We start from the raw sequence: 25,988 nt of genomic DNA on the forward strand, positions 1-25,988 counted from the left end.
TCGCCCCCGGGCCAGGAACGCCACCGGTGGCGGCGGGGCGCGGTCGGTCAGCCTTTCCTGAGATGCTTGCGGCCCAGCAATTCGGCGATCTGGACGGCATTGAGCGCCGCCCCCTTGCGCAGATTGTCGCTCACGCACCACAGCGTCAGCCCGTTTTCCACCGTCGGGTCTTCCCTTACCCGGCTGATATAGGTGGCCCCGTCGCCCGCGCATTCGACGGGCGTGACGTATCCGCCGTCCTCGCGCTTGTCGACGAGCATGCAGCCGGGCGCCTCGCGCAGGATATCCATCGCCTCGCTCGCGGAGATCTCCTCCTCGAACTCGATGTTGATGGCCTCGGAATGGCCGACGAACACCGGCACCCGCACGCAGGTCGCGTTCAGCTTGATCGCCGGATCGAGGATCTTCTTCGTCTCGACCACCATCTTCCATTCTTCCTTGGTGGAGCCGTCATCCATGAACACGTCGATATGCGGGATGACGTTGAAGGCGATCTGCTTGGAGAACTTCGACGGTTCGACCGGATCGCCGACGAAGATGGCGCGGCTCTGCTCGAACAGCTCGTCCATTCCCGCCTTGCCGGCGCCCGATACCGACTGGTAGGTCGATACCACGACGCGCTTGATCCGCGCCGCGTCGTGCAGGGGCTTGAGAGCGACGACCAGCTGCGCGGTGGAGCAATTGGGGTTGGCGATGATGTTGCGCCTGGCGTAGCCATCGATCGCGTCCGGGTTCACCTCGGGCACGATCAGCGGCACGTCCGGGTCCATGCGATAGAGCGAGCTGTTGTCGATGACGACGCAGCCCGCCTTCGCGGCCTTCGGCGCGTATTCCTTGGCGGGACCGCTGCCCGCGGCGAACAGGGCGATGTCCCACCCGGAGAAATCGAAATGCCCGATATTCTTGCATTTCACCATCCGCCCCGAATCGCCGACCTCTATCTCGGTGCCGGTCGAACGGCCGCTGGCGACCGCGGCGATCTCGTCCATTGGAAATTCCCGCTCCGCCAGGATGGCGAGCATCTCGCGCCCGACATTCCCGGTCGCTCCGACCACGGCCACGCGGTAACCCATATTCCTGCAACTCCTCGCTCGTTCGGGCGCCGACCTAGGGCGCACTGGCACAGGTCGCAAGCGTTCCCTCGTGCGCGATCCGACCTGCTAGACGATCCCGAAGAAATGGATGACGAGAACGATGGCGGAGGCGACCGCGCCGATCAGCCCCACCAGCGAGACCCAGCGCTGCCCGGCATCCTTGCGGATGGACAGCCAGTTGACCAGCGCGAAGATCGCCAGAAAGACGAGGCTGGCCGCCTTCACCAGCGGATCGAGGCCGCCGAACAGGGCGAGAACGCCCGCTATGACCGCGATCAGCACGGTGCCGAACCACGGCACGCCCGCATCGGTGGTCTTTCCGAACGTCCCTGGCATCTCGCCCATCTCGGCGGCGCGCATGGTCAGCCGGGCGGTGGAGAAGATCGTCGCGTTGACCGCCGATGCGGTGGAGAACAGCGCCGCGATGGCGACGGCGATGAATCCGACCTGCCCCGCGGCGGCGCGCCCGGCGATGGCAAGGGAAACTTCCTTCTCCGCGATCACCTGGTCCGCGCCGATCAGCATGCCGACGCCGACCGCGACCAGGATATAGACGACGATTACCGCGCCGACCGCCCACATCATCCCGCGGCCTATGTCCTGTTGGGGCTTGTGCATCTCGTCGTAATCGTAGGACAGCAGTTGGAACCCCTCATACGCCATGAACACGCTGGCCGCGCCCACGATGGCGCCCAGATATGGCGATGTCCCGCCGCCCTCATGCGTCACGCCCAGGGCGCCCGGTGCCCAGTGCGCGACACCGATCGCGGCGAGCGCCAGCAGGATCAGGAGCTTGGCCCACACGACGAAGATCTCCATCCCGGCGCTTTCCTCGACGCCCATCAGGTTGACCCCCGCGAGAAGCGCGATCGAGGCAATAGCTGCGGCGGGCTTTATCCAGTCCGGACCGCCCAGGGCATCGGCGAGACACGCCCCGAAGGTATAGGCATATACCGCCACGGTCAGCGTGTAGCCGGCCAGCAGCACCCATACGGCAACCCGCGCCGCCGCCGCGTGCCCCTCCTGATGGAGGTAGATGAACACTCCGCCCGACTTGTCGTGCAGGCGGGTCAGTTCGGAATAGCTATGGGCCGTGGCGAGCGCGATCAGTCCGCCGATGAGGAAGGCGACCGGCGCGAACGCGCCCGCCGTGTCGAACACGACGCCGAGCGTGGCGAAGATGCCGGCGCCGATCATGCCGCCAACGGCCATCGACCAGGCGGCGTTCAGGCCAAGCTTCGCCTCTGCCATCCTTTGGTGTCTCCGTTAGCGACCCGCGAGACCCCAACGTCCCTCTCGCCGAAAGGTTCGCATCCGCTGCCGCGCAACCCGCCTCCCGGCGACCCGGGAAGCGCGGACCGCGCTTCGCCTCGTCGCGCGTCAGCACCGGGCCGGCTACGCCGTGAGTGGTATGGCTAAGCCGAAATAGTGCGGTTCGAATAATGGTAAAGATGGTATGAACGACTCGTCCCGACCAATGCCCCCTTTACTGGTCTCGGGCCTGCCGCTTACCCCTCGCGGCTAACAAGAGAGGTGTATTCGAAAGGTATTGCGTATGAAAATTCGTAACACGCTTTTGGGCGCACTCGCTATCGGCAGCCTCGCCATCGTCAGCGTACCTGCCTCCGCCGATACCGGTGCACCGACGCAGGATGTTCGCGACATCGGCCACAAGAAGAAGGAGCGGCGCGAGACGAACGGTGTGCAGATCCTCTTCAACTGGCTCTACAAGGTCGTTACCGACCAGGGCTGACCCACCTGCCGGACACAACGAAACGGGGCGGTGTCTTCGCGACGCCGCCCCGTTTGTCGTTTTTCGGAAAATGAACGCGCCCTACTTGGCGACGTTGTCCCGCCGTTCCGCGATACGCGCGCGCTTGCCGGTGCGGCCGCGCAGGTAATACAGCTTCGCCCGGCGCACGATACCGCGGCGCACCACGGTGATCTTGTCGATATTGGGCGAATAGAGCGGGAAGACGCGCTCCACGCCCTCGCCGAAGCTGATCTTGCGAACGGTGAAGTTCGAATTGATCGAACGGTTCGAACGCGCGATCACCACGCCTTCGAAGTTCTGGACGCGCGTACGCTGGCCCTCGACCACGCGCACGCCGACGCGCACGGTATCGCCGGCGCGGAATTCGGGGATGTCCTTCCCCTGTGCAAGTGCCTCGATGGCTTCGGCCTCGAGCTCCTGGATCAGACCCATCGGTCTTTCCTCCTAGTCTTTTCGCCGCGCGCCAGAGGCAGGCCGGTCCGGAGCACCCCCGTGGCGCTCCCATAGATCGGGCCTGCGTGACCGTGTATCGTGTTCCGCGCGGGCTTTCCTCCACGCGGCGATCTTCGCATGATCCCCCGATCGCAGCACTTCGGGGATCGTGCGCCCTTCCCATTGCTGAGGTCGGGTATATTGCGGGTATTCCAAGAGACCGTCCTCGAACGATTCCTCGTGCCCGCTTGAAGCCGCGCCCATTACGCCGGGAAGCAGCCGAATGCAAGCGTCGAGTATGGCGAGAGCGGCAGGCTCCCCGCCCGAAAGGACGATGTCGGCAAGGCTCACCTGCTCGATCTGCGGTCGGGCCTCGAACAGCCGCTCGTCGAACCCCTCGAACCGGCCGCACAGAATGACGATGCCCGGTCCCGCCGCGATCTCGCGAATGCGCGTCTGGGCGATCGGCGTGCCACGGGGCGTCATGGCGAGGACGGGGCGCTCGTCCGCCACGCTGTCCACCGCGCGCGCCAGCACGTCCGCCTTCAGCACCATTCCGGCCCCGCCGCCTGCAGGCGTATCGTCCACCGTGCGGTGCCTGTCGGTGGCAAAGTCGCGGATCTGCACGGTCTCGCACGACCAGTCCCCCCGCTCCAGCGCCCGCCCCGCCAGGGAGACGCCGAGCGGGCCGGGAAACATCTCGGGATAGAGGGTGATGATGGTGGCGGCGAAGGTCACTTGGCTAGTCTGCCGCCAAGCAACGCGGGCAACAGGTTGACGATGAAACAAATGACCGCTGCCAACAAACCCATGACTACCCCGACTATAGCAAACCCACACATATCGAAGCCGCAAGCCTCCGGATTTGCGAATTCCAGCCATTGAACTCGAATAAATAGTATTATCGCCGCAGTGGCCAGCAGCATTGGGCCGGGCAAACTCGCTACGAGAATTACGCGTCTAGCTGACCATTCTTGGCGGTTTCGAGTGGCAGCGAAAGCGCTTACGAACGTCACGAGGACATTGACGACAAATGCCAGAATGAGAAATTCGCTATCAAGCATCTTCCCGCCTTACCGTTCGCGAAACCGCTTTGCCATCCCGCGCATTGTTTCGGGATGGACGAACAAATCGACGACTGCATCATCGTGGGCGGCGGGCCGGCGGGGCTGACGGCGGCGATCTACCTCGCGCGCTATCACCTTTCCATCCGCCTGTTCGATTGCGGCACCAGTCGCGCCGCGCTGATCCCCTGCACGCGCAACCATGCGGGCTATCCTGACGGCATCGCCGGGATCGATCTGGTCGGGCGAATGCTCGAACAGGCGGAGAAATACGGCGTCGTGCACGAGGAGAAGCGCGTCGAACATCTCGCCCGGACCGGCGAGTTTTTCGTGGTCGGCACCGACGAGGGCACATTCCGCGCCCGCACCGTGCTGCTGGCGACCGGCGTTTTCAACCGCCACCCGCCCGGCATGGCGGACGAGTTTCACGACGCGGCCCTCGCCGGCGGGCTGCTGCGCTATTGCCCGGTGTGTGACGGATACGAGGTGACGGACAAGCGGGTCGGCATCATCGGCACCGGCAGTCACGGCACGGCGGAGGCGATCTTCCTGCGCGGTTTCACCGCCGATCTCACGCTGATTTCGCCCACCGACGATCACGATCTCGACAGCGATTGCCTCGGCGAACTGGAAGATGCGGGCATCGTGCGCGTCGACGGGCCGTGCGGTCGCTACGAAATGCGCGGCGGGAAACTGGCGGTCGAGACGGCGGAGAGATGGATGGAATTCGACAGCGTCTATCCCGCGCTCGGCAGCGATGTGCGCTCGCGTCTGGCGCAGGATTGCGGCGCGAGGGTGACGGAGGAGGGCTGCATCGTGTGCGACGATCACCAGCGCAGCAGCGTGCCCGGCCTGTTCGCGGCGGGCGACGTGGTGCTCGGACTGGACCAGATCAGTCATGCAATGGGGCAGGCGGGCGTCGCCGCCACCACCATTCGCAACCATCTGGCTGAGGCCGAACCGTTGCGCCGCTAGGCGACGCTCGGCCCTACGCGCAGCGGACGAAGACGACCCCGTCGCCGGCGATCCGGTGCCCGGCAAGCGTCACCGTGCGGCCGTCCCCCGGCATCACGGCAAGCCCGTCCGGCCCGCGCGTCTCGATCGGCAGGGCAGGAAGGCCCTCGTCCCACTGGAACGCCGGGCTCTCGCCCACGTCGACATAGCCGGTGGTCGGCACGCCGTTCACCGAAGTCTCGATGATGGAGCCGCCATTGCGGTTCTGCATGATCTGGAAATCGGGCCTGTCGCAATCCGCATTCAGCCCCTTCGCCACCCAGCTGCCGCGCACGTAGTCGCTCGTCACGGCGAGGCCGCCCGCGCGTGCCGGATCGCGGTCGCGCGCCGGCGGGTCGATCGGATCGATCCGCCGGACCAGCAGCGTTCCTTCGCCAGCCATGCAGATGCTGGCATCCATCCGCTCGCCGGTCAGTTCGACATAGTCGCCGGGGCCGAAATCGCTCCCTTCCATGCTCAGCGACCAGCGCCCGCCATCGGGCATGGTCAGCAGCGGGCATTCGGCCCCCTCGCCGATGCGCCCTTCGACGGTAACGAGGCGCGGCTGATCGGCGGGCCGGGTACCGGCGGCGGGATCGGCAGAATCGGCCGGTTCCTGTATGGAAGGCTGCGTGGGGTCCATGCTGTCGTCCGCGCCCGAATTGCAGGCCGCGAGAGCGGCGGCGGTGGCTATCGCAAGAAAAGGTCGCATGACAGACCAACGATGCGAGAGCGGGAGGTTCCGGCTGGCCGGGGTGCCCGCCCGTGCCGGCGTCAACCCTCGGTCAGCAGCTCGCTTTCCCCGTGATCGATCGCCGCGCGCGGTGCTTTCGGTCCGGCCAGGCGCGATGTCACCCACCAGGCGGGCGGCAGGGCGAACACAGCGAGCAGGACGAGCTGCACGATCACCAGCGAGGCCAGGCCGAGCGCGAAATCCTCTCCGGTATCTATGTCGCCGCTGAAGAACCCGCCGAACGCCAGCGTCATCGGCGCGCCGCCGGCGATCAAAGATGCGATCAGCGCGCGTCGCCGTTCGCTCCAGCCCGGCACCAGCAGGTGCATGCCGAGCGCCAGCCCCGCAGCCATAGCCGAAACCAGCGCCACCGCAGCGACGATGTAGAGCAGCCAGTCCATTGCGTGACCTCCCGTAAACACCCGGGTGTGTTAGCTTGATAGAACGCCGGGTTCAACCCGGCCGTCAGTCCTCGTCGAAAAAATCCGCGTTCAGCACCGCGCGATCCGCGTCCCAGCGCGGCACCGCGACCGGGGTGAACGGCACCATGAAGCGCTTGCCGCCCGCTCGCTCGATCTCGAGGATGTCCCCGGCGCCGTAATTCACCACATCGCGCACGATGCCGACCTGTTCGCCCGCCTCGGTGGCGACGGCAAGCCCGATCAGGTCGGCGTGATAGTATTCGCCCTCTTCCAGCGGCGGCAGGGTTGCGCGCGCGACGGTCAGTACGGTGCCGCGCAGCCCCTCTGCCGCGTTGCGATCGGCGATTTCGGCGAAGCGGGCGATGGCGCCGCCCTTGTTATCATCGCGCACCTTCGTCAGGGTCAGCGCGCCGCCGTTGAAGGCGCGGTGAGCCTGGAGCGAGGCGATCCCGTCGCCGAACAGCTTCAGCCGCACCTCCCCCGTCACCCCATGCGCGCCGGTAATCGCGGCCAGAATTATCGGGGAAGACGTCGTCGTCATGATCGCAGGACTGGCTGGCAGTGGTTCTTGCGAACCAGGAGGGGGGCGACCGCGCATGCGATGCGCCCCCCCTGCGTTCGAACCGAAGTCGAGGCGCGGGGCGATCAGCCCTCCGCCTTGTCCTCGGCTTTGTCCCCGGCCTCGCCGGCGGTGTCCGCGTTCTCCGCGGCGGCACCTTCCTCGCCAGCGGCGTCCCCGGCGGGGGTGTCTTCCTCGGCCGAAGCGGCCTTGGCCTCTTCCTCGGCGGCCTTCTTCGCTTCCTCGGCCTCGGCGGCCTTGGCGGCGCGTTCCTCGGCCCGTTCCCTGGCCGCTTCGCCCGGCTCACCCTTCTGCGGGTTGTTGCGCGGCGCGCGCTCCTTGATGCCGGCCGCATCGAGGAAGCGCAGGACGCGGTCGGACGGCTGCGCGCCGACGCCGAGCCAGTAGCGGGCGCGATCCTCGTCCAGCTTCACGCGGTTCTCGTCGTCCTTGGCGAGCAGCGGGTTGTAGGTGCCGATCTGCTCCAGATACTTGCCGTCGCGCGGGGAACGGCTGTCCGCCGCCACGATGCGGTAATAGGGGCGCTTCTTGGCGCCGCCACGCGAGAGACGAAGTGCAATTGCCATGTTACGTTACCTTTCCAATTCAAACGTCTGAAATCATTTCTTCTTGAGAAAATCCTGCATGTCGGGGGGAAGCTGGCCCTTGGGCAGTCCGGGCATGGCGGGCGCGCCGCCGGGGCCGCCCCCGCCGCCACCCATGCCGGGTATCCCGCCGCCCCCACCGAACATCGCGGCGAGACCCTTCAACCCGCCCATCTTGCGGATCTGCTTCATCGCGCGGCCCATTTCCTGATGCATCTTGAGGATCTTGTTGACCTCCTGCACCGAGGTACCGCTGCCCGCCGCGACGCGCTTCTTGCGCCTGGCGTTGAGCAGCGCGGGATTGGCGCGTTCCTTCGCCGTCATCGAACCGATGATGGCGTCCATGTGGACCAGCACCTTGTCGTCCATGCCCGACTGCTGCATCGCCGCCTTGGCCTTCTTCATGCCGGGCATCATCCCGGCGAGCATTCCGAGGCCGCCCATCTTCTGCATCTGCGAAAGCTGCGTGCGAAGGTCGTTCAGGTCGAACTTGCCCTTCATCATCCGCTCGGCGAGCTTTTCCGATTCCTCCCGGTCGATCGTCTCGGCGGCCTTCTCGACCAGCGACACGACATCGCCCATGCCCAGGATCCGGTCGGCCACGCGCGCAGGGTGGAACCGCTCGATCGCGTCGAGCTTCTCGCCCGTGCCCGCGAACTTGATCGGCTTGCCCGTCACCGCGCGCATGGAGAGCGCCGCGCCGCCGCGCGCATCGCCGTCCATGCGGGTGAGGACCACGCCCGTCAGCGGCACCTCGTCGGTAAAGGACCGGGCGACGTTCACCGCGTCCTGACCGGTCAGCGAATCGACCACCAGCAACACTTCGGCAGGGTCGGACGCGCCGGCGACAGCCTTCATCTCCGCCATCAGCGCCTCGTCCACATGCAGGCGGCCGGCGGTGTCGAGCAGCAGCACGTCGACATTCTGCAACCTTGCCGAGGACAGCGCGCGCCTGGCGATCTCCACCGGCTGCTGACCCGGCACGATGGGCAGCGTGGCGACGCCCGCCTGTTCGCCCAGCACCGCCAGCTGCTCCTGCGCCGCCGGACGGTTGACGTCGAGCGAGGCCATCATCGGCTTCTTGCCCTGCTTGTCCTTCAGCAGCTTGGCGATCTTGGCCGTGCTGGTGGTCTTGCCCGATCCCTGCAGGCCGACCATCATCACCACCGCCGGTGGCCGCACGTCGAGCCGCAGCGGCGCGGCTTCGCCGTCGTTGTCCTCGCCGCCCAGCATCGCGACCAGCTCGTCATTGACGATCTTGACGACCTGCTGCCCCGGCGTCACCGACCTGAGCACCTGCTGACCCACGGCCTGCTCGGTCACGCGGTCGATAAACTGGCGCGCGACGGGCAGCGCCACGTCCGCCTCCAGCAGCGCCACGCGCACCTCGCGCATGGCGTCGCGCACGTCCTGCTCGCCCAGCGCCCCGCGCCCGCGCAGCCGGTCGAACACGGTATTCAGGCGATCGGACAGCGTATCGAACATGGCTTTCGGCCCTTCAGACGCGGGAATTCCCGCCAAACGCGAAAAACGCCGGCGGACGAAACCTCGTCGGCCAGCGTGCGAGGCGATGCCCCGACTGATGCAGATATCGAATGGTGGAGCCTAGCGGGATCGAACCGCTGACCTCAACACTGCCAGTGTTGCGCTCTCCCAGCTGAGCTAAGGCCCCGTTCCATTCTGTGCGCGCACCCTTAACAGATGCGCGTTCCCTTCGCCAGAGCGTCGGGAGGCAGCCCTCTATTCAACAGCCGCCCCCGAGGCAAGGGCTAATTCGCCCTAGCTTTCCTCTTCGTCGTCGTCGCTGGTGTTGGCGACGCCCAGATCGTCGTCCCCGCCGAGATCGACGTCGTTGTCGGGCGAATCATCGTCCTCGTCGATGTCTTCCAGATCGTCATCGTCCAGATCGTCGTCCGAGGATTTGTCGTCCTTCTTCTTCTTGTCGTCGTCGAAGGGGATCGGCTGTTTGGACTTCAGCACCGGTTCGGGGGTCCATTCGTTGCCGCATTCGATGCAGGTGACCGGATCGTCCTCGCCCAGGTCGTAGAAGCGTTCACCGCATTTGGGGCAGGTGCGCTTGGTGCCCCATTCTGGCTTTACCATCGGATCGTCCTTAGTCTCGTCCGGTCCGCGAAGGCGGCCGGGAAAATTCGTGAAGGCGCGTGCCGGCCTCGGTGCCGGAATCGCGAGCGGGGCGCGCCTTGCCACACGGCCTTGGCGGTGTCAAAGCGGCGCGCCATTACTTCGCCCAGATAGGCAGCCGTGTGAGCCATTCCAACCCGCCCTCCCCCCGGCGCTTCGCCGCCACCGGTCCGCTGAGCGGACGCATCGCGGTGCCGGGCGACAAGTCGATCAGCCACCGCGCGATCATGCTCGGCGCCCTCGCCGTGGGGGAAACGCGCGTGACCGGCTTGCTGGAAGGGGAGGACGTGCTCGCCACCGCCGCCGCCATGCGCGCGATGGGCGCGAGCGTGGAGCGCGGGGCCGACGGCACCTGGAGCATTCACGGTGTGGGCGTCGGCTCGCTGCTCCAGCCCGGGGCCGCGCTCGACATGGGCAATTCGGGCACCAGCACGCGGCTGCTGATGGGTCTGATCGCCAGCCATCCCATCCGCGCCGTGTTCACCGGCGATGCCAGCCTTTCGCGGCGTCCGATGGGCCGGGTGATGGCCCCCCTGTCGCGGATGGGCGCGGCGTTCGAGGCCAGCCCCGGCGACACCCTGCCGCTGATGCTGCGCGGGATCAGCCCCGCGGTGCCGATTTCCTATCGCCTGCCCGTCGCCTCCGCCCAGGTGAAGAGCGCGGTGCTGCTGGCCGGTCTCAACACCGCCGGTCTCACCCGGGTGATCGAACCGGTCCCCACGCGCGACCATTCCGAGCGTATGCTGCGCGGCTTCGGCGCGGCCATCGCCGTGGGCGAGGAAGACGGCGCGCGGGTGATCGAGCTGACCGGGGAAGCGGACCTGACGCCGCAGACCATCGCAGTACCCGGCGATCCGTCCAGCGCCGCCTTTTTCGCCGTGGCCGCCCTGCTCGTGCCGGGCAGCGACCTGACGATCGAGAATGTCGGTCTCAACCCGACGCGCGCCGCGCTGTACGACGTGCTGCGAGAGATGGGCGCACGGATCGAGGAACACGACCCGCGCGAGGTCGGCGGGGAGCCGGTCGCGGATCTGCGCGTACGGCACTCGCAGCTGACCGGCGTGGCGGTCGACCCGGCCCTCGCCCCCGCCATGATCGATGAGTTTCCGGTCCTGTTCGTTGCCGCCGCGCTGGCCGCGGGAACGACCACCACCACCGGTCTGGAGGAACTGCGGGTGAAGGAAAGCGACCGGCTCGCCGCGATGGCCGCCGCGCTGACGCTGGCGGGTGCGCGGGTCGAGGAGCGGGCGGATGGCCTGGTGATCGAGGGCAGCGGCGGCGATCCGCTGCGCGGCACGCCCGCGGGCGGGCAGGTCGCCACCCATCTCGACCACCGCATCGCGATGGCGATGGCGGTTGCCGGTCTCGCCAGCCGCGACGGGATCGAGATCGACGACACCGCCCCTGTCGCCACCAGCTTCCCGGCGTTCGAGACCTTGCTGGGGGAGGCGCAGGCATGAGCGAGACACTCGATATCTACAGCCTCGTCGGCTTCCTCGGCACGGCCTGCATCATCGGCGCGTATTTCTACCTTACCGCGGTGGAAAGGCCCAATCCCTGGGTGCTGCACGGCACGAACCTGTTGGGAGCGGCCTTCCTCACCATATCGCTGCTGGTCCACACCAACTGGCCGAGCCTCATCCTCGAAGGGTTCTGGGCGGCTATCGCGCTGTGGGGTCTGGCCAAGGCGTGGCGGGGGAAACGGCGCACGCATGACGAGGCGCGCGAGGCATGATCGTCGCCGTCGACGGACCCACGGCCTCGGGAAAAGGCACGATCGCCAAGGCCCTTGCCGCGCATTTCGCGTTGCCGCATCTCGACACGGGCCTGCTCTACCGGGCGGTCGGGCGGCAGGTGGCGCTGGCCGGGGGCGACCCCGATTGCGAGGCTGACGCGCTTGCCGCCTGCGCCTTTCCCGACGCCCTGCTGCGCGACCCCGAACTTCGTTCCGAGGCGAGCGGCGGACTGGCCAGCCGAGTTTCCGTCCACCCGACGGTGCGCGCCGCGCTGTTCGAACGCCAGCGCGCCTTCGCGACGCAGCCGGGCGGCGCGGTGCTGGACGGACGCGACATCGGCACGGTCATCGCGCCGGAGGCCGAGGTCAAGCTGTTCGTCACCGCCAGCACGCGCGCGCGCGCCGAGCGCCGCTTCGCCGAAATGCGGGCCGCCGCCCGCGACGTGACGCTGGAGGACATCCTCGCCCAGCTGGAAGCGCGCGACGCGCGCGACCGCGATCGCTCCGCCGCACCGCTCGAAGTCGCTGACGACGCCAACGTCCTCGATACGACCGCGCTCGGCAGGGAGGAGGCCATCGCCGCCGCGATCGCGGTGGCCGAGGAGGTTCGCGCGCGGCTGGCGGACGGATGACGGCCGCCCGGCGCAACCGGCTGATCGCGCTGAGCGTCGTCTGGATGCTCGCGCTGATCGGGTCGGGCTGGCAGCCTTACGACCGCGCGACCTGGTGGATGGAGGTCGCGCCGGTTCTGATCGCGCTGCCGGTGCTGTGGCTGACCGCCGTTCGCTTTCCTCTCACCGCGCTGTCGCTGGCGCTGATCGGTCTGCACGGCCTCGTCCTGATCCTCGGCGGCGCCTATACCTACGCCCGCGTTCCCGCAGGTTTCGCGGTGCAGGACTGGCTGGACCTGGCGCGCAATCCCTACGACCGGTTCGGCCATTTCGTGCAAGGGTTCACCCCCGCCATCGTGCTGCGCGAATTGCTGGTGCGACTGTCTGCGCTGAAACCCGGCGCGTTGCTGGCGGTGCTGGTGCTGGCCTGCTGCCTCGCGGTCAGCGCGGCTTACGAACTGATCGAGTTCGGGGCGGCCATGGCACTCGGTCAGGGGGCCGACGAATTCCTCGGCACGCAGGGCGACGTATGGGATACGCAGTGGGACATGCTGATGTGTCTGGTCGGCGCGGGCGCGGCCCTGCTGCTGCTGTCACGCCGGCACGACCGGCAGATCGCCATGCTCGACCGGACCTAGGCGGCGCGCACGACCTCGTCGTGCAGGTCGCGTCGCAGCCCCAGCGCGAAGGCCAGTTCCGCCAGCATGAACAGCGGGCCGACCATCAGGCTTTCCAGATCGTCGATGAAGGCGGGCTTGCGGCCCTCGTATTTGTGGCCGACCACCTGAAACGCCCAGCCGATCACGAACAGGCCGATACCGGCGGTGAGCCATACGCGGGTCGACTGCGCGCCGATCCACAGGCCGATGGCCGCGAACGCCGCGAGGATCGCGGTCAGAACCAGGCCGAAGCGCAGGTCGAGCCGCAGGTAATACACGGCCGACAAGGCGCTGAACACCATCGCCGGGCTGATCGTCGCGCCTGCGAAGGCCATCTGCGGGCGGGACAGCAGGATCTCCACCGCCAGAACGATCATCGGCACGCCGAGCGCATGGGTCGCCACGTTGCGGCGATCGAGGTGGTAGGCACGGTATTTCGCCAGCGTGGTCGCGATGGTGCTCATTCGCCTCTCCGTTGCGCGCTTTCCTACAGCATACGCCATTCGGCACACGATTGCCATGCTGCCCGTGACCCGCATTCCCGTCCGCGGGACCCATATCGAAAGCCGGCGATCGATCCGCCCGCCGTTTCGCTTCTGGACCCTGTCACACCTGTCACACCATGCCCCCGGCCCGGCGCGCCAGGCCCCATTTCGCTTGCCTTTCGCGCAGGTTTGGCATAGGCGCGCGCCCGTTCTCGCAATCAGACCCGATTGAGGAACCCGCGCGCGGCATCCGGCCCCGCGCGGCGACGGCCCTCTTGCCCCGTACGGCTCGCAATGGTGCGATACCGACGGGAAAAGACCCCGGTAGAACCGGTGGCCGGTAGCAAAACGAAGACAGGAATACTGACCTTATGGCAACTTCTGCCAATCCCAGCCGCGACGATTTCGCGGCTCTCCTCGACGAACAGCTCGGCGGCGCCGAGGGCGGCTTCGAAGGCCGCGTCGTCAAGGGCACCGTGACCGGTATCGAGAACGGCATGGCCATCGTCGATGTCGGCCTCAAGAGCGAAGGCCGCATCGACCTCAAGGAATTCATGCGCGTCGATGACGAGCACGGCCTCGAAGTCGGCAGCGAAGTCGAGGTGTTCGTCGACCGCGTCGAGAACGCCGATGGCGAAGCGATGCTGTCGCGCGACCGCGCCCGCCGCGAAGCCGCGTGGGACAAGCTGGAAAGCGAGTTCGGCGAAGGCAAGCGCGTCGAGGGCCGCATCTTCGGCCGCGTCAAGGGCGGCTTCACCGTCGATCTCGACGGCGCCGTGGCGTTCCTGCCCGGTTCGCAGGTCGACATCCGCCCGGTGCGCGACGTGACCCCGCTGATGGACATGCCGCAGCCCTTCCAGATCCTCAAGATGGACCGGCGTCGCGGCAACATCGTCGTGTCGCGCCGCGCCGTGCTGGAAGAGACACGCGCCGAACAGCGCAGCGAGCTGATCGACAAGCTGGCGGAAGGCCAGGTGATCGACGGCGTGGTGAAGAACATCACCGATTACGGCGCCTTCGTGGACCTGGGCGGGATCGACGGCCTGCTCCACGTCACCGACATGAGCTACAAGCGCGTCAACCACCCGAGCGAGGTCATCAATATCGGTGATACCGTGACCGTGCAGATCATCCGCATCAACGCCGACACCCAGCGCATCAGCCTCGGCATGAAGCAGCTGGAAAGCGATCCGTGGGAAGGCGTCGGCGCCAAGTACCCGGTCGGCATGAAGGTGACGGGTACCGTTACCAACATCACCGAATACGGCGCCTTCGTGGAGCTGGAGCCGGGGATCGAGGGCCTCGTCCACGTCTCCGAGATGAGCTGGACGAAGAAGAACGTGCACCCCGGCAAGATCGTCTCCACCTCGCAGGAGGTAGAGGTGATGGTGCTGGAAGTGGATGCCGAGAAGCGCCGCATCTCGCTCGGCCTGAAGCAGGCCCAGCGCAATCCGTGGGAAGAGTTCGCCGAAGCGCATCCGATCGGCTCGACCGTATCGGGCGAAGTCAAGAACGCGACCGAGTTCGGCCTGTTCGTCGGTCTGCCCGGCGACGTGGACGGCATGGTGCACATGTCCGACATCGCCTGGGGCATATCGGGCGAGGACGCGCTGGCCCTGCACCGCAAGGGCGAGGAGGTCGAAGCGGTCGTTCTGGACATCGACGTCGACAAGGAACGCATCAGTCTCGGCATGAAGCAGCTCGAGAAGGGTGCGCCCGCCGAAGGCGGCGTCGGCGGCACGCTGCGCCGCGGCGAGGTCGTTACCGTGACCGTGCTCGAAGTGCGCGATGGCGGACTGGAAGTGCAGGTCGGGGAAGACGGCGCAACCGGCTTCATCAAGCGTTCCGACCTTGGCCGCGACCGCGACGAGCAGCGCCCCGACCGGTTCCAGGCGGGTGCCAAGTTCGATGCGATGGTGACCGGCTTCGACCGGTCCAAGAAGCCGAACTTCTCCATCAAGGCGCGCCAGATCGCCGAAGAGAAGGAAGCGGTGGCGCAGTTCGGCTCGTCCGATTCGGGTGCCTCGCTCGGCGACATCCTGGGTGCGGCCCTGAAGCAGGACAGCTCCAGGAAGGATGCCAAGGACGAGGCGGAGGAAGAGGACAAGTAAGCCTCCCTTCGACGAACCTTAACCAGCGAAAGGCCCGCCCGCTCCGTAGAGCAGGCGGGCCTTTCCCCTATCGGCACCCCCCTGTAGACTGCCCCGTCATGGAAGCGCGATGCCAGTGCGGCGGCCTGTCCGCCACGATTGCCGACGATGCGCGGGCGATGACGGTGCTGTGCCACTGCCTCGACTGCCAGCGGCTCAGCGGCTCGGCCTTTGGCGTGATGGCCTATTACCCGCGCGAAGCCGTCGTCCTGCGCGGCCCCAGCCGCGAATACACGAGAACAACCGATGACGGTAACGGCTTCGCAAGCGGTTTCTGCCCGCATTGCGGCAGCACCGTCTATGCCTTTCCCGGCAAGTATCCCGACATGATCGGCATATCGCTCGGCGCGCTGGCCGACCCCGCCTTCCCGCGCCCCGCCCGCTCCGTCTACGAACGCAGCCGGCACGACTGGGTGCACCTTCCCGCCGACATGCCCCGCCATCCGATGGGACGCGAAACATGACCGACCTTCACATTCATCAGTTCCCCTGCCTGTCCGACAATTACGGCTTCCTCGTTCACGATCCGGCGAGCGGGGAGACCACCTGCATCGATACGCCCGATGCGGACGAATATCTGCGCCAGGCGGACGCGAAGGGCTGGCGGATAACGCAGATCTGGAACACCCACTGGCATCCCGATCACGCCGGTGGAAACGCGGCGATCAAGACAGCGACGGGTTGCACCATCGCCGCCCCCGCCGGTGAGCGGGAGAAGATCGCCGGCGTCGACCGCGCGCTGGACGCCGGGGACGAGCTGATGCTCGGCAATCACCGGGCCACGGTCATCGATGCGGGCGGTCACACCAGCGGCCATATCGCCTACCACATGGCCGCCGACACCATCGCCTTCGTCGGTGACGCGCTGTTCGCGCTGGGCTGCGGACGCATGTTCGAGGGGACGCCGGACCAGTTCTGGGCCAGCCTCGCCCGCCTCAAAGCCCTCCCGCCCGAGACGGTGATGTACTGCGCGCACGAATACACAAAGGCCAACGCGCTGTTCGCCCAGCACGCCGATCCCGGGAACGACGCTCTCATGGCCTACGCCCGAGAAGTCAGCGCCGCCCGCAAGCGGGGCGAGGCGACCGTGCCGTTCGTGCTGCAACGCGAACTCGAGACCAATCCCTTCCTGCGCGCCGACGATACCGAAATGCAGGCGCGCTGGGGCGGCGAGAGCGCACCCGAAACCTTTGCCGCATTGCGGGCGGCGAAGGACGCCTTCTAGCGCCATATTCGGAACAAAGGTTCGATCGCCCGGTATTATCCCCTAGAAAACAAGGGGAGAATGCCATGAAGATCGCCGCCATTCCTGCCGCCCTGGCGCTCGGCGCGCTGTCCGGGTGCATGACTTACGAGGTCGACGAAAGTGGCGTCATCGTGCCCGACGAACAGCTCGAACCCTACGCCGAATGGCCATCGGAACTGAGCGGTCGAACGGTCCGTGTCGAAACCGACGATGGAACCGTGAACGAAATCAATTTCGCGCCCGACGGAACGATGACGATTCTCGTCGATCCGGGTGGCCCGACGGTCCAGGGTATCTACGGGATGCGCGATGATAACACGGTGTGCGTGAACTTCGTTCCGCGCGGAGAGGAATGCTGGCCCTATCGCCCGATGCAGGTCGGAGAGACGATGATGGTGACGAGCAATCGCGGGCAGGAGCTCCGGGTGACGATGCTCGACAAGTAGCGTCGTCCCACGACGATCGGTAGTCCGGGGTCGAACCGCTATCCGCTGTTCGGCTCCGCTCTTCGTTCGCGACCCCTACACCCGCGAAGTAACACCTATGGCACTGGTCGATCGGCCGGAGCGGGCAGCAGGTCGCGATCGATCATCCATTCGGTGATGGTTTCCGGCCAGTTCTGCAGGCTGACCAGGTCGGTAGCCTCGCCCATGTTGTAGGCGTGTCCGCCCTCCTGATAGGCGTGGAGTTCGACCGGTGCCCCGGCGGCGCGATAATCCAGGAACAGTTCGATCGTGGGATCGGCACAACATTCGTCGTCCATCGCCACCGACAGGAGCGCTGGCGGGGCGCCAGGTCCGATCGTCTCCCCATCGGCGTGAAGCGGGCCGGGAAAGACGAGGATCCCGAAGTCCGGCCGCGCGTCGAGAGCATCCACCGCGTCGGGCGTGCCCGGCGGCGCGACGGGTGGGCTGAGCATGGTCATGCGCGCCAGTTCCCCGCCCGCCGAGAAACCGATCACGCCGATACGCCCCGGATCGATGCCCGACGCTTCTGCCCTCGCGCGGATCGTGCGCATGGCCCGCTCTCCATCCTGCCGCGCATTCTCGACGGTCCAGGGGGAGCCGGCTTCGCGAAAGAGGCGGTAGTAGAGCACGAAGGCGTCGACCCCCTGTTCCGCGAACCAGCGCGCCACCGCGACGCCCTCGGTGGTCGTGACCAGGTTCTCGTGCCCGCCGCCCGGCATGACGAGCACCGCGGTTCCGGTGCGTTTCCATTCGGGCGGGGCGAAATGCCAGATCGCGGGATCGTTGATATTGCGCGTCCACCACTCGTCGCTGACCTCGGGAATGTCGCGCCGATCCTCGAACCCGGGGACGCCGCCCTCCCACAGGGGAATGCGGGTCGCCCCGGTCGTATCGGTCTGTGCGGCGAGCGGCATGGCAACGAACGCGGCGATGAAAGCCGCCAGGAGGCGAACGAGCGCTGCGGTGACGGCACGCGCCCCGCCCCCGTTACCCTCGCGCCGGCCTTTGCAACGGTGAATGTCGGTCATCGCACGCCCCCTGTCGTCTCATCCTCGAACCTCAAAGCCGATCTAGCGCACACCGGTCAACCCGGATACGGCTTGTCCTTGAGCAGTCCCGAAAGATGCGCGGCGTTGCCGGCGACCATCGCCGCCGTTGTCCTGATCTTGTCGGGGGTGCTGTCCAGTTCCTTGAAGTCGGTCGACCCCATCGCCTCGCCCACCCAGTAACAGGCGGCCACGGCAGGGATAGTCCAGCCGGTATCGTTGAGTGACTGGAACAGCTGCGCGCTCGACCAGTGGGCGCCGTCCTCGTTACCGACGATGGCGGCCACGGCAACCTTGGAATAGCTCGGCATCCGGCCCTCGTCGTCCGTCTCGCTCGTGAAGGCATCCATGCGTTCCAGCACGCGCTTGGCGATGGACCCGATCTGGCCCATCCAGATGGGGCCGCCGAAGATCAGGATGTCGTGGGCGAGGATCTTTTCGCGCAGTTGCGGCCAGTCGTCGCCTTCGCCCTCGTCCGAAGTCACACCCGGCAGGACGGTATAGTCGGCGATGCGCAGCGTTTCCGCCACCGCGATATCATGCTCCCCGAACGCGTCGGCGAGGACGTGGATCATGGCGTCGGTGGAACTGGCTTCGTCGTCGCTCGACTTGAGCGAGCAGTTTATGGCGATGGCCGATAGCGGCATGGGTCGTGTCTCCTTGCGGTTGCAAGAAAACAAGCGCCGGGAAGCACAACCTTCCCCGCCACCGGGGCGGCCGGTGCCAGGCGCGCGACCGGAGCCGTCACCGCCTGCGTAGACTCAGATGCTGGCGATCGCCTCGTCGGCCAGCGCCCGATCGGCGGCCTCGGTGTGGTTCTGCCGGATCAGCCTGGCCGCGGCGGCGGTCGAGGCGTCGGCGGCCTTCGCCCGAAGTTCGGCGACGGCCTGCCGTTCGGCGGAGGCGATCTTGTCCTGCGCCATGCGCTCGCGGCGGGCGATCATGGCGGTCGTATCGTCCTCCGCCTTTGCCACGATCGAGTCCGCCTCGCGCCGGGCGTTGTCGAGCATGGCTTCGGCATCCTTCTCGGCGTCGGCGATCTTGCCCGCGTACTCCTCGCGCAGCGCCTCGGCCTCGGCGCGAAGGGCCTTCGCTTCGTCGAGGTTCTCCCGGATCGCGGCAATGCGCGCGTCCAGCCCGCCGGCCAGCGAGCGATGCACCTTGGCATAGACAAACGCGATCAGCAGCAGCACCGCCATGGCGACCGAAACCCACTGGAACGGCGCGTAGCCGAGCAATTCGGGCTCCGCATGGACGGGTGCCCCGCCATGCCCTTCCTCGACATAGGCCTGCGCCGGTTCGGACGCGAGGACTTCGGGAGTTTGCGCTGCGTCAGCCATGGGTCATCGTCTCCTGCACGGCGGACCGGGCCGCGGCCTCGCTCACGCTGACATCGGCGAGGCGGCTGGCGATGTCCTGCGCCGCCTCGGCGGCGACCGCCTCGATTTCCGCAGCGGCTTCGGCGCGAGCGGCGGCGATCCGATGCTCCGCCTCGTCCAGCCTTGCGTCGATGCCGGTCTGCGCCTCCGCCACGCGGGCTTCGGTCGCGGCCTGGGCCTTCGACTTCGCCTCGGCCACCACGGCCTGCGCGCGTTCGCGATTGGCGTTTTCGCGCTTGCGCCAGGTTTCCTCCGCCGCATCGGCATCGTCGCGCGCCTTCTGCGCAGCGGCGAGATCGTCGGCGATCTGCTTGTCGCGCAGGCCCACCGTCTCCATGACCTTGGGGACCATGCCCCGGCCGATCACGAAGTAGATGAAGCCGAAGATCACCAGCAGCCAGAAGATCTGGCTGGCGAAGGTTTCGGCCAATTGGGCTATCTGGGGCATGGACGGATTCCGTCTGTCGGCACAGGTTGCTGTGGCGCCACCGGCCGGGACTCGGCCCGGCCGGCAGCGAAGTGTCTTAGACGTCGACGAAGATCAGGATCATCGCCACGACGAAGGCCAGCAGGCCCAGGAGTTCCGCCGCGGCGAAACCGATGAACAGGCGACCCTGCTGGCCATCGGCGGCACCCGGATTGCGCAGCGCGCTTTCCAGGAACGAGCCGAATACGTTGCCCACGCCGATGGCCGCCATGCCGGCACCGATCGCCGCGAAACCGGCACCAAGGAGCTTGGCTGCTTCGAGATCCATGAGAATTTCCTTTCGTTGAACTTGTTCGAATTCGGAGGTCTTAGTGAAGGTTTTCCGCGTCGTTGATATACAGCGACGAGAGAAGCGCGAAGACGTAGGCCTGGATGGCGGCCACGAGGATTTCCAGCGCGCAGATGGCGATCATAAGCAGGAAGGCCGGAATGCCGACCAGCACGCCGTAGCCCGCGCCCGCGTTCCAGCCGTCGATGACGAAGCTCGACAGCACTTCCAGCAGGACGTGGCCGGCCATCATCGCCACGAACAGCCGCAGGCCGAGACTGAAGGGGCGGAAGAGGAAGCTGACCAGCTCGATCGGGAAGATGATGATCGCCATCGGCAACGGCGTGCCCGAAGGGATGAACAGGCTGAAGAAGTGCAGCCCGTGCTTCCAGAACCCCACGATGAGCACGATTCCGAACGAGATGATCGCCAGCACGCCGGTAATGGTGAAATGGCTGGTGAAGGTGAAAGGGTGCAGGCCGATCACGCCCAGCGGCAGCAGGCCGAGCAGGTTGGCGAACAGGATGAACATGAACAGGCTGAAGATGTAAGGTACGTATTTACGCCCGTTCTTGCCGACATTGGCTTCCAGCATGTCGTCGACGAAACCGGTGAAGCTTTCCACCATCATCTGCCAGCGGCCGGGCACAAGCTCGCGCTTCATGCCGCCGATCATGAACACCCACAGCGCGACGGCCGTGATGGCCATCCACAGCGCCGAATTGGTGAACGCGATGTTGTAGCCCGCAAGGTCCAGGTTCCCCGAGCCGAACAGCGGCTCGATGGTGAACTGGTGCATGGGATCGACCTTGGCCGTCTCTGCTGCCACGTCTGAAAAGCCCCTACTTCAAGCGTCTGATACAGGCACGGCGCCCTATTCGGGGCGCCGGCTCGAAATCCGGATGATGTTCCTGAAGCCGACGACTATTCCGAGGAACAGCATCACCAACAGACCCCAGGGCGACGTATCGGCGAAACGGTCGATGACCCAGCCGATCAGTGCACCGCCGAGAATCCCGCCAAGAAGGTAGCTGAGCACGCGATTGCCGAGCTTCTCGCTCTCGCCCGCTCCCTTCATTCTCGGTGCGTTGCGCTGTTCTTCGCGCTCTCGTACGGCTTTCAGCCGCCCTTCGAGCGCATCGATCCGCGCGTCTTCACCGATGGGTTCCCGTGCGGGCTTGTCCTCGCTCATGCAGCGACCCCTACCGAAGGTTGCCCGCACATGCAAAGACCCGCCCGCCAAGAGCGCCGCCCCCTTAGTAAGGGGGGTGTGGCGAGTCAACTGGTGCGGAGGGGTTGTGGTACCGCATCGATCACGCTCGCATCGCCCCCGGCACGGTTGACCGCGGACAAGGCCATCCGCGTTCGCCAATCCGGGCGTGCATCCCGGGCACCATTCCCACCGCTGCGCCGGGGGTCATCTGCGGGCGGCCGGTCGGCCTTGCGCCGCGTTGCCGCGCGCCGAACAGTTCCGGCCTCGCACCCGTCGCGCCGACCGGCCTTTCAATCGAGCGACGAAACCCACGGGGAGGACGACCCCGCGGATGCCGCGGCACCGTGCGAATCTACGGGCACCGCGGATCGCGCTGCGCGGGGCCGCTGCCCCGCTCGACCCAGCTGCCATTGGGTGCCTGGTACATCTCGCCCGGCGACGTCCGGCTGATGGCGAGGCACCCGGCGGTGAAGGCGTATTCCTCCAGCGTGGCATTGTTCGCCTGCGCCTGCTGGGCATAGACCGCGCGGCGACGGATGTTGATGTCGTCGACGATGCGGCGCAGCTCGGGCGTGGCGGCGCCGACGATGCCGAGATAGCCGTCCATCTTTTCGCCCACCTTCCCCTGGGCGCGGGCCGACTGGTAGGCCGGGTCGCGCTGGGCGCTGGCGGGCGCCGCTGCCAGAGCCAGCCCCAGCAGGGCGACGCCGGCGGCGAGGGCGGTTCGTATTACGGACTTGCTGCGCATCATGGACTCCATTCCGCCGCGATCAGAAGATCTCGGCATTCTCGTCGATCGTGTTGCCGGCATCTTCTGCCAGCCGGTACACGACTTCCTGCGTGATGTTGATGTTGAGTTCGATCACAATCGGCTCGTCCGGTGCCTCCAGCGTGATGCACCCGGCCAGCGGGATCGCTCCCAGCATCGCCATCGCCGACCGCTGCCTCGCCCGCCATCGCCGCATCGGGCGGTTGTGATAGGCATGAATACCGGTCGTCAATCTGGCACAGTTCATCGCATGATCTCGCTTTCCGGGGGCTGAACGCCCGTGTCTTCGCCGGCGGGGGCGGGCCTTTTCTCGGCCGGTTCGCCGAGGGATTCGCGCAATTGTCGCTCGGCCTCGGCTTCGGCGGCCTCGTCCTGTTCGTCCACCGTCTGCTGGTCCACGCTGTCGCGCAGGCGGCGCCCGTCCGCGCCCACCAGCCCGAGGTCGCGCGGCGAGCGGACCGCGGCAGGATCCTGGATCGAGCGCAGCGAATTGATCAGCCCGTAGAACGGCGCGCGGATGTTGATGCGCAGCTCGATCGGCAGGTCGGCCAGAACGCGGGTGACGATGTTGCGCTCCGCCTCCGGCCCCTGGCGGATGCCGGCGAAGCGCACCTGCGTCACCAGCTCGCCCGTCAGCGGGCCGTTCATGCCGATCTCCATCCGGTCGTATTGCAGATCGCGCAGGGCGGAAAAGGCGTAGTTCGCGTAGATGCTCATGTCCGCGTAGGTGAGGTCGCCGACATAGGCGATGTGACCGCCGGGCGGCCGAGAGACGAGGCGACCATTCTCCAGCCGCCCGTCACCGGTGATATCGAACACGATGGGAATGACGCCGTCGAACGTGCCCGTCGCGGCGATGTTGGCGATGCCCGTGCGTTCGATGAACCGCGCGGCCTCCAGCCCCACGATCTCCATCGTGTAGGTGCGGGTTTCCTCGGCCCCCAGGGTGATGTCGACCGGTCGCATGATGAGCGTGCCGCCCATGAACGGCCAGCGCCCGCCCTCGATGGCAAGCACTTCGCCGCCGCGTAGCTGGAAGGCCACGGTGCCGTCATAGACCTCGATGCCCGGGTTGACCGAAGCGACCGCCAGCGTCTGCCCCGGCGCAGTGGAGAGGCCGAGCAGGTCGGTGAAGACCACCGTGCCGCTCGCCCCCTGCACGGGGCCGAAAGCGGCGGCGAAGTCGAGCGAATCGCTCCCGAACCTGCCGCTGCTCGTCAGCCCCTGCGCGGTCCAGTCGATACGCCCCTCGCCCGATACGGTGCCACGCACATTGGCGATGACCCCCAGCGCCAGGTGCGTCAGGTCGAGCGGCTGGAGATTCGCGTCGAACGCGACCCCGTCCACCGTCAGGTCGGCGTGACCGGTGCCGGTGCCAAGATCGTGGACGACGGCGGCGCGGGCGATCGCGGCGTCCGTCTCCGGCTCCCGCAGCAGCGCGTCGGCCGCGATGACGTTGCCCGCCAGCGTCAGCGCCGCGTCGCGGGCGACGAGCGGTTCGAAACGCGCATCCTCCTGCCGGTCCGCCAGCGTGAAGGCCGCCTGCGATAGGCCGAGGCGGTCGTCGGCGTAGGACCACGTTCCCCGCGCCCCCGTCACGTCCAGCGGGACCGATGCGAGGAACACGTCGGTGCCGGAAAACTCCCCGCCGAGCCGGGGCGCGGAGAGATTGGCGGTGAGGTCGGCTATGGCGAACCCCTGCGCGGTGGCCGGCGGGCCGAGAGCGACGTCGAGATCGCGCGCAACCAGCGCACCGGGCCAGGCGAAACCGACCGCCCCGCTCCTGAGCGCGATCGGCGTTTCCGCCAGTCGTCCGCGCAGGTCGAGCGAGGTCGCACCCGCCGCCAGTTGCAGACCGTTGGCGCCATAACGCAGGATGGGCACGCCGGGCTGAGGGCACAGCGTCAGCGACTGGCGTTCCAGCGTCAGGTTGGAAAAGGCCAGCCGGTCGAAGCGGACATCGCGGCATCCGTCCCACAGGGCGAGCCTGCCGTCCGCAGCGATGCGTCCGTCAACCGGCAATACCAGACCCCGCACCGCGCCGCCCGGGAGCGGACCGCTCGCCAGGATCTCGCCATCCAGCGTCACCCCGCCGCCGGCGTCCTGCTTCAGCGACAGGCGCGGAATGGCGAGGCGTGACCGGCCGGAAGCGTATTCGCGCATCGCAAGGTTCATGGTCAGCGCGCCGCCCGCCGCCCGTTCCATGCGCCCGGTGATGCGCGGCAGCCCGTCACCGCCGGTCGCGAAATTGCCGGCCAGGCGCGGCGCGCCCGCCGCGCCCGGCGCGATCTGCCCGCGCGACAGGGCCAGTACCGTGTCCCCGCTCGCTCCGCGCAGCCGCGCCTCGGGAATGGCGATCGCGGTGGCGCCGTCCATCCGCCGCAGGGTATAGCGGGCGGTGACGGAGCTGCCCCCGCGCAATTCGCGTGCGAGGTTGAGGCCGGTGCGGTCGAGCAGCGGGGCGAGCAGCGTCCCGCGCGTCGCTTCCGCCACGTCGCCGAGCGTGCGGTCGAGGTCGAGGCCCATCGCCACGCCCGTTCCCCGCAGATCGCCGTCCGTCTCCATCCGGGCGAAATCGTCCGAAGCGCGCAGCCGCCCCTCCAGCGCCAGCGCGTCCATCCGCGCCGGCGGCGTTGCCACTGCGCCCAGTTCGAGATCGTAGCGGGCGGTAAGCACCCCGTCGCGCCACGACGCCTCGCCGCCGCCGGTCAGACCGTTCGCCCGCGCGCTCGCCAGTTCCACCCCGCCCGTTCGTGCGGCGAAATCGGCGGCGACGTGGGTGAGCCGGGCATCCGCCGTGAGATCGAGCTGCACCGCCGCGTCGCGCATCGCGATCTGGCTGTCCGGACAGGCGAACCGGTCGAACCGCAGGGGGCCGGTGAAATGCGGGCGCTCGCTGTCGACGGAAACGGTCCCGTAAAGCGTCGTGCGCTCCGCCGCGCATTCGCCGGCCGCAAGCGCATCGCTCACCGCCGCCAGTTCGCCGGTAAAACCGTCGCGCAGCCGCCCCTCCCCCGACAGCGAGAGGCCGATCCGCCCATAGTCGCTGGCGATCAGCGCGCGTCCATCGGCGAGCGCCAGGTTGACGTCGGGCAGGCGGAACGGCTTGTCTTCTCCTGTAAAGAGCAGCGGGTCGAGCGCGCCGAAACTCAGCTGTCCGCCCCGCCAGCTGCCGTAGAGGCGCGCCCCGCTTACGCGCAGCTGGCGAATGTCGGGCAGGCCGAAGCGTGGCGTCGTCAGCAGCTCCAGCCGCTCCACCGTCAGGTCGGGCTGCGCGGGATCACCCACCACGATATTCGCGACCACCTGCCGACCGGGGGAAATGCTCTCGATATCGTAGGTGGCGCGCACGCCGGCGTCGCGAAAGGCATCGGCGATCAGGTCGTCGGCGATGCGGTAGCGGGCGAACCACGCCAGCAGCACCGCTACGGCCAGCAGCGCCACGACCACGCGAAAGGCGTTGCGCACGATGCGGCGCTTGCGACCCTGTGGCCGGTTTTCCTGTGCCGCGTCGGCTTCCTGCGCCATCTTGCGCGAACACTTGCGCGAGAGCGCGGGCAAAGGCAATGCGGCTGATGAGGGAGGTCGCATCGAACGTGGCGCACGATGATCGCAGATCGGACAGTTCGCTCCCGCTCGACCTGCCCGAGACGAG

The 25,988-nt window shown here is 67.3% G+C and carries 32 protein-coding genes and 1 tRNA gene; 10 read left to right on the forward strand and 23 right to left on the reverse strand.

What is annotated here, in order from left to right; all coding sequences use genetic code 11:
• Positions 1-47: 47 nt before the first annotated feature.
• Positions 48-1,073 carry an aspartate-semialdehyde dehydrogenase gene (locus tag EG799_RS02380; protein ID WP_123878217.1) on the reverse strand — a complete coding sequence of 342 codons (1,026 nt, stop codon included), beginning with the start codon at positions 1,071-1,073 and terminating at the stop codon, positions 48-50.
• A gap of 87 nt (positions 1,074-1,160) precedes the next feature.
• Positions 1,161-2,345, reverse strand: a complete 1,185-nt coding sequence (locus EG799_RS02385) for an APC family permease (protein WP_123878219.1) — start codon at positions 2,343-2,345, stop codon at positions 1,161-1,163.
• 304 nt (positions 2,346-2,649) lie between these two features.
• Between EG799_RS02385 and EG799_RS02390 the strand changes: the two genes are divergently transcribed.
• A complete protein-coding gene (locus tag EG799_RS02390) occupies positions 2,650-2,847 on the forward strand; it encodes a hypothetical protein (RefSeq protein ID WP_123878221.1) in 198 nt (65 codons plus the stop codon).
• Between the two features lie 81 nt (positions 2,848-2,928).
• Here EG799_RS02390 and rplS read toward each other — a convergent pair whose 3' ends face one another.
• Genes rplS through EG799_RS02405 form a run of 3 tightly spaced genes read right to left on the reverse strand, consistent with a single transcriptional unit; the run spans position 2,929 to position 4,364 of the window.
• Complete coding sequence (gene rplS / locus EG799_RS02395) at positions 2,929-3,300, reverse strand: 50S ribosomal protein L19 (protein WP_123878223.1); 372 nt, start codon at positions 3,298-3,300, stop codon at positions 2,929-2,931.
• Positions 3,301-3,312: 12 nt separating this feature from the next.
• The gene (trmD, locus tag EG799_RS02400) at positions 3,313-4,038 is read right to left on the reverse strand and encodes a tRNA (guanosine(37)-N1)-methyltransferase TrmD (protein WP_123878225.1); all 726 of its coding nucleotides are present in this window, start codon (positions 4,036-4,038) and stop codon (positions 3,313-3,315) included.
• Positions 4,035-4,364, reverse strand: coding sequence for a hypothetical protein (locus EG799_RS02405; RefSeq protein WP_123878236.1), 330 nt, complete (start codon positions 4,362-4,364; stop codon positions 4,035-4,037). Before EG799_RS02405 ends, trmD begins: the two co-directional genes overlap by 4 nt.
• A 54-nt stretch (positions 4,365-4,418) precedes the next feature.
• On the opposite strand from EG799_RS02405, the gene EG799_RS02410 reads away from it, so the two are divergent.
• Entirely contained in the window at positions 4,419-5,339 is a 921-nt protein-coding gene (locus EG799_RS02410) for an NAD(P)/FAD-dependent oxidoreductase (RefSeq protein WP_123878238.1), read from the forward strand.
• A 13-nt stretch (positions 5,340-5,352) separates the two neighbouring features.
• On the opposite strand, the gene EG799_RS02415 is transcribed toward EG799_RS02410, so the two are convergent.
• The 7 genes from EG799_RS02415 to EG799_RS02445 form a co-directional block, all read right to left on the reverse strand.
• On the reverse strand, positions 5,353-6,069 hold the full coding sequence (locus EG799_RS02415) for a DUF5818 domain-containing protein (RefSeq protein WP_123878240.1): 717 nt from the start codon (positions 6,067-6,069) through the stop codon (positions 5,353-5,355).
• Positions 6,070-6,131: 62 nt separating this feature from the next.
• On the reverse strand, positions 6,132-6,491 hold the full coding sequence (locus tag EG799_RS02420; protein WP_123878242.1) for a hypothetical protein: 360 nt from the start codon (positions 6,489-6,491) through the stop codon (positions 6,132-6,134).
• A 64-nt stretch (positions 6,492-6,555) separates the two neighbouring features.
• Positions 6,556-7,053, reverse strand: coding sequence for a ribosome maturation factor RimM (gene rimM, locus EG799_RS02425; protein WP_123878244.1), 498 nt, complete (start codon positions 7,051-7,053; stop codon positions 6,556-6,558).
• Between the two features lie 104 nt (positions 7,054-7,157).
• Entirely contained in the window at positions 7,158-7,658 is a 501-nt protein-coding gene (gene rpsP / locus EG799_RS02430) for a 30S ribosomal protein S16 (protein ID WP_123878246.1), read from the reverse strand.
• 33 nt (positions 7,659-7,691) lie between these two features.
• A complete protein-coding gene (gene ffh, locus EG799_RS02435; protein ID WP_123878249.1) occupies positions 7,692-9,161 on the reverse strand; it encodes a signal recognition particle protein in 1,470 nt (489 codons plus the stop codon).
• Between the two features lie 111 nt (positions 9,162-9,272).
• Positions 9,273-9,348: transfer RNA gene (locus EG799_RS02440), tRNA-Ala, on the reverse strand.
• A 107-nt stretch (positions 9,349-9,455) separates the two neighbouring features.
• Entirely contained in the window at positions 9,456-9,779 is a 324-nt protein-coding gene (locus EG799_RS02445) for an FYDLN acid domain-containing protein (RefSeq protein WP_123878251.1), read from the reverse strand.
• A 161-nt stretch (positions 9,780-9,940) separates the two neighbouring features.
• Here EG799_RS02445 and aroA point away from each other — a divergent pair, with 161 nt between their 5' ends.
• Genes aroA through EG799_RS02465 form a run of 4 tightly spaced genes read left to right on the forward strand, consistent with a single transcriptional unit; the run spans position 9,941 to position 12,802 of the window.
• On the forward strand, positions 9,941-11,278 hold the full coding sequence (gene aroA / locus EG799_RS02450) for a 3-phosphoshikimate 1-carboxyvinyltransferase (RefSeq protein ID WP_123878253.1): 1,338 nt from the start codon (positions 9,941-9,943) through the stop codon (positions 11,276-11,278).
• Positions 11,275-11,553: a CBU_0592 family membrane protein gene (locus EG799_RS02455; protein ID WP_123878255.1), complete on the forward strand. Its 279-nt coding sequence runs from the start codon at positions 11,275-11,277 to the stop codon at positions 11,551-11,553. Before aroA ends, EG799_RS02455 begins: the two co-directional genes overlap by 4 nt.
• A complete protein-coding gene (locus tag EG799_RS02460) occupies positions 11,550-12,185 on the forward strand; it encodes a (d)CMP kinase (RefSeq protein WP_123878257.1) in 636 nt (211 codons plus the stop codon). Before EG799_RS02455 ends, EG799_RS02460 begins: the two co-directional genes overlap by 4 nt.
• Positions 12,182-12,802, forward strand: a complete 621-nt coding sequence (locus EG799_RS02465) for a DUF2238 domain-containing protein (protein WP_123878259.1) — start codon at positions 12,182-12,184, stop codon at positions 12,800-12,802. The genes EG799_RS02460 and EG799_RS02465 overlap by 4 nt, the downstream gene beginning before the upstream one ends.
• Here EG799_RS02465 and EG799_RS02470 read toward each other — a convergent pair.
• Positions 12,799-13,287: an Mpo1 family 2-hydroxy fatty acid dioxygenase gene (locus EG799_RS02470; RefSeq protein WP_123878261.1), complete on the reverse strand. Its 489-nt coding sequence runs from the start codon at positions 13,285-13,287 to the stop codon at positions 12,799-12,801. The two genes, EG799_RS02465 and EG799_RS02470, sit on opposite strands and share 4 nt — an antisense overlap.
• A gap of 392 nt (positions 13,288-13,679) precedes the next feature.
• Between EG799_RS02470 and rpsA the strand changes: the two genes are divergently transcribed.
• The 4 genes from rpsA to EG799_RS02490 all read left to right on the forward strand — a co-directional run bounded on the left by rpsA (position 13,680) and on the right by EG799_RS02490 (position 17,150).
• Positions 13,680-15,419: a 30S ribosomal protein S1 gene (gene rpsA / locus EG799_RS02475; protein ID WP_123878263.1), complete on the forward strand. Its 1,740-nt coding sequence runs from the start codon at positions 13,680-13,682 to the stop codon at positions 15,417-15,419.
• Between the two features lie 98 nt (positions 15,420-15,517).
• Complete coding sequence (locus EG799_RS02480; protein ID WP_123878265.1) at positions 15,518-15,922, forward strand: GFA family protein; 405 nt, start codon at positions 15,518-15,520, stop codon at positions 15,920-15,922.
• Positions 15,919-16,683, forward strand: a complete 765-nt coding sequence (gene gloB, locus EG799_RS02485; RefSeq protein WP_123878267.1) for a hydroxyacylglutathione hydrolase — start codon at positions 15,919-15,921, stop codon at positions 16,681-16,683. The genes EG799_RS02480 and gloB overlap by 4 nt, the downstream gene beginning before the upstream one ends.
• 65 nt (positions 16,684-16,748) lie before the next feature.
• Positions 16,749-17,150, forward strand: a complete 402-nt coding sequence (locus EG799_RS02490) for a hypothetical protein (RefSeq protein WP_123878269.1) — start codon at positions 16,749-16,751, stop codon at positions 17,148-17,150.
• A 95-nt stretch (positions 17,151-17,245) separates the two neighbouring features.
• Here EG799_RS02490 and EG799_RS02495 read toward each other — a convergent pair whose 3' ends face one another.
• The 10 genes from EG799_RS02495 to EG799_RS02540 all read right to left on the reverse strand — a co-directional run bounded on the left by EG799_RS02495 (position 17,246) and on the right by EG799_RS02540 (position 25,861).
• The gene (locus tag EG799_RS02495; RefSeq protein ID WP_123878271.1) at positions 17,246-18,199 is read right to left on the reverse strand and encodes an alpha/beta hydrolase; all 954 of its coding nucleotides are present in this window, start codon (positions 18,197-18,199) and stop codon (positions 17,246-17,248) included.
• A gap of 56 nt (positions 18,200-18,255) precedes the next feature.
• Positions 18,256-18,864, reverse strand: a complete 609-nt coding sequence (locus EG799_RS02500) for a flavodoxin family protein (RefSeq protein ID WP_123878273.1) — start codon at positions 18,862-18,864, stop codon at positions 18,256-18,258.
• 114 nt (positions 18,865-18,978) lie between these two features.
• Entirely contained in the window at positions 18,979-19,557 is a 579-nt protein-coding gene (locus EG799_RS02505; protein ID WP_123878275.1) for a F0F1 ATP synthase subunit B family protein, read from the reverse strand.
• Positions 19,550-20,044: a F0F1 ATP synthase subunit B family protein gene (locus EG799_RS02510; protein ID WP_123878277.1), complete on the reverse strand. Its 495-nt coding sequence runs from the start codon at positions 20,042-20,044 to the stop codon at positions 19,550-19,552. Before EG799_RS02510 ends, EG799_RS02505 begins: the two co-directional genes overlap by 8 nt.
• A 76-nt stretch (positions 20,045-20,120) precedes the next feature.
• Entirely contained in the window at positions 20,121-20,351 is a 231-nt protein-coding gene (locus EG799_RS02515; protein ID WP_123878279.1) for a F0F1 ATP synthase subunit C, read from the reverse strand.
• A gap of 40 nt (positions 20,352-20,391) precedes the next feature.
• Positions 20,392-21,180: a F0F1 ATP synthase subunit A gene (locus EG799_RS02520; RefSeq protein WP_267900622.1), complete on the reverse strand. Its 789-nt coding sequence runs from the start codon at positions 21,178-21,180 to the stop codon at positions 20,392-20,394.
• A gap of 45 nt (positions 21,181-21,225) precedes the next feature.
• Positions 21,226-21,543, reverse strand: coding sequence for an AtpZ/AtpI family protein (locus EG799_RS02525; RefSeq protein ID WP_123878281.1), 318 nt, complete (start codon positions 21,541-21,543; stop codon positions 21,226-21,228).
• Positions 21,544-21,916: 373 nt separating this feature from the next.
• Complete coding sequence (locus tag EG799_RS02530; protein WP_123878283.1) at positions 21,917-22,315, reverse strand: YdbL family protein; 399 nt, start codon at positions 22,313-22,315, stop codon at positions 21,917-21,919.
• 19 nt (positions 22,316-22,334) lie between these two features.
• A complete protein-coding gene (locus tag EG799_RS02535) occupies positions 22,335-22,529 on the reverse strand; it encodes a YnbE family lipoprotein (RefSeq protein ID WP_234028980.1) in 195 nt (64 codons plus the stop codon).
• Between the two features lie 47 nt (positions 22,530-22,576).
• A complete protein-coding gene (locus EG799_RS02540; RefSeq protein ID WP_123878286.1) occupies positions 22,577-25,861 on the reverse strand; it encodes an intermembrane phospholipid transport protein YdbH family protein in 3,285 nt (1,094 codons plus the stop codon).
• Between the last annotated feature and the right edge of the window lie 127 nt (positions 25,862-25,988).

The sequence above is a fragment of the Aurantiacibacter spongiae genome (genome assembly GCF_003815535.1).
Taxonomy (GTDB): domain Bacteria; phylum Pseudomonadota; class Alphaproteobacteria; order Sphingomonadales; family Sphingomonadaceae; genus Alteraurantiacibacter; species Alteraurantiacibacter spongiae.

Excerpts from the sequence above, each read along its gene's own strand:
- EG799_RS02380 (WP_123878217.1), bottom strand. The coding sequence starts at position 1,073 with ATGGGTTACCGCGTGGCCGTGGTCGGAGCGACCGGGAATGTCGGGCGC.
- EG799_RS02385 (WP_123878219.1), bottom strand. The coding sequence starts at position 2,345 with ATGGCAGAGGCGAAGCTTGGCCTGAACGCCGCCTGGTCGATGGCCGTT.
- EG799_RS02390 (WP_123878221.1), top strand. The coding sequence starts at position 2,650 with ATGAAAATTCGTAACACGCTTTTGGGCGCACTCGCTATCGGCAGCCTC.
- rplS (WP_123878223.1), bottom strand. The coding sequence starts at position 3,300 with ATGGGTCTGATCCAGGAGCTCGAGGCCGAAGCCATCGAGGCACTTGCA.
- EG799_RS02405 (WP_123878236.1), bottom strand. The coding sequence starts at position 4,364 with ATGCTTGATAGCGAATTTCTCATTCTGGCATTTGTCGTCAATGTCCTC.
- EG799_RS02410 (WP_123878238.1), top strand. The coding sequence starts at position 4,419 with ATGGACGAACAAATCGACGACTGCATCATCGTGGGCGGCGGGCCGGCG.
- EG799_RS02415 (WP_123878240.1), bottom strand. The coding sequence starts at position 6,069 with ATGCGACCTTTTCTTGCGATAGCCACCGCCGCCGCTCTCGCGGCCTGC.
- EG799_RS02420 (WP_123878242.1), bottom strand. The coding sequence starts at position 6,491 with ATGGACTGGCTGCTCTACATCGTCGCTGCGGTGGCGCTGGTTTCGGCT.
- rimM (WP_123878244.1), bottom strand. The coding sequence starts at position 7,053 with ATGACGACGACGTCTTCCCCGATAATTCTGGCCGCGATTACCGGCGCG.
- rpsP (WP_123878246.1), bottom strand. The coding sequence starts at position 7,658 with ATGGCAATTGCACTTCGTCTCTCGCGTGGCGGCGCCAAGAAGCGCCCC.
- ffh (WP_123878249.1), bottom strand. The coding sequence starts at position 9,161 with ATGTTCGATACGCTGTCCGATCGCCTGAATACCGTGTTCGACCGGCTG.
- EG799_RS02445 (WP_123878251.1), bottom strand. The coding sequence starts at position 9,779 with ATGGTAAAGCCAGAATGGGGCACCAAGCGCACCTGCCCCAAATGCGGT.
- EG799_RS02455 (WP_123878255.1), top strand. The coding sequence starts at position 11,275 with ATGAGCGAGACACTCGATATCTACAGCCTCGTCGGCTTCCTCGGCACG.
- EG799_RS02460 (WP_123878257.1), top strand. The coding sequence starts at position 11,550 with ATGATCGTCGCCGTCGACGGACCCACGGCCTCGGGAAAAGGCACGATC.
- EG799_RS02465 (WP_123878259.1), top strand. The coding sequence starts at position 12,182 with ATGACGGCCGCCCGGCGCAACCGGCTGATCGCGCTGAGCGTCGTCTGG.
- EG799_RS02470 (WP_123878261.1), bottom strand. The coding sequence starts at position 13,287 with ATGAGCACCATCGCGACCACGCTGGCGAAATACCGTGCCTACCACCTC.
- rpsA (WP_123878263.1), top strand. The coding sequence starts at position 13,680 with ATGGCAACTTCTGCCAATCCCAGCCGCGACGATTTCGCGGCTCTCCTC.
- EG799_RS02480 (WP_123878265.1), top strand. The coding sequence starts at position 15,518 with ATGGAAGCGCGATGCCAGTGCGGCGGCCTGTCCGCCACGATTGCCGAC.
- gloB (WP_123878267.1), top strand. The coding sequence starts at position 15,919 with ATGACCGACCTTCACATTCATCAGTTCCCCTGCCTGTCCGACAATTAC.
- EG799_RS02490 (WP_123878269.1), top strand. The coding sequence starts at position 16,749 with ATGAAGATCGCCGCCATTCCTGCCGCCCTGGCGCTCGGCGCGCTGTCC.
- EG799_RS02495 (WP_123878271.1), bottom strand. The coding sequence starts at position 18,199 with ATGACCGACATTCACCGTTGCAAAGGCCGGCGCGAGGGTAACGGGGGC.
- EG799_RS02500 (WP_123878273.1), bottom strand. The coding sequence starts at position 18,864 with ATGCCGCTATCGGCCATCGCCATAAACTGCTCGCTCAAGTCGAGCGAC.
- EG799_RS02505 (WP_123878275.1), bottom strand. The coding sequence starts at position 19,557 with ATGGCTGACGCAGCGCAAACTCCCGAAGTCCTCGCGTCCGAACCGGCG.
- EG799_RS02510 (WP_123878277.1), bottom strand. The coding sequence starts at position 20,044 with ATGCCCCAGATAGCCCAATTGGCCGAAACCTTCGCCAGCCAGATCTTC.
- EG799_RS02515 (WP_123878279.1), bottom strand. The coding sequence starts at position 20,351 with ATGGATCTCGAAGCAGCCAAGCTCCTTGGTGCCGGTTTCGCGGCGATC.
- EG799_RS02525 (WP_123878281.1), bottom strand. The coding sequence starts at position 21,543 with ATGAGCGAGGACAAGCCCGCACGGGAACCCATCGGTGAAGACGCGCGG.
- EG799_RS02530 (WP_123878283.1), bottom strand. The coding sequence starts at position 22,315 with ATGATGCGCAGCAAGTCCGTAATACGAACCGCCCTCGCCGCCGGCGTC.
- EG799_RS02535 (WP_234028980.1), bottom strand. The coding sequence starts at position 22,529 with ATGCGGCGATGGCGGGCGAGGCAGCGGTCGGCGATGGCGATGCTGGGA.
- EG799_RS02540 (WP_123878286.1), bottom strand. The coding sequence starts at position 25,861 with ATGGCGCAGGAAGCCGACGCGGCACAGGAAAACCGGCCACAGGGTCGC.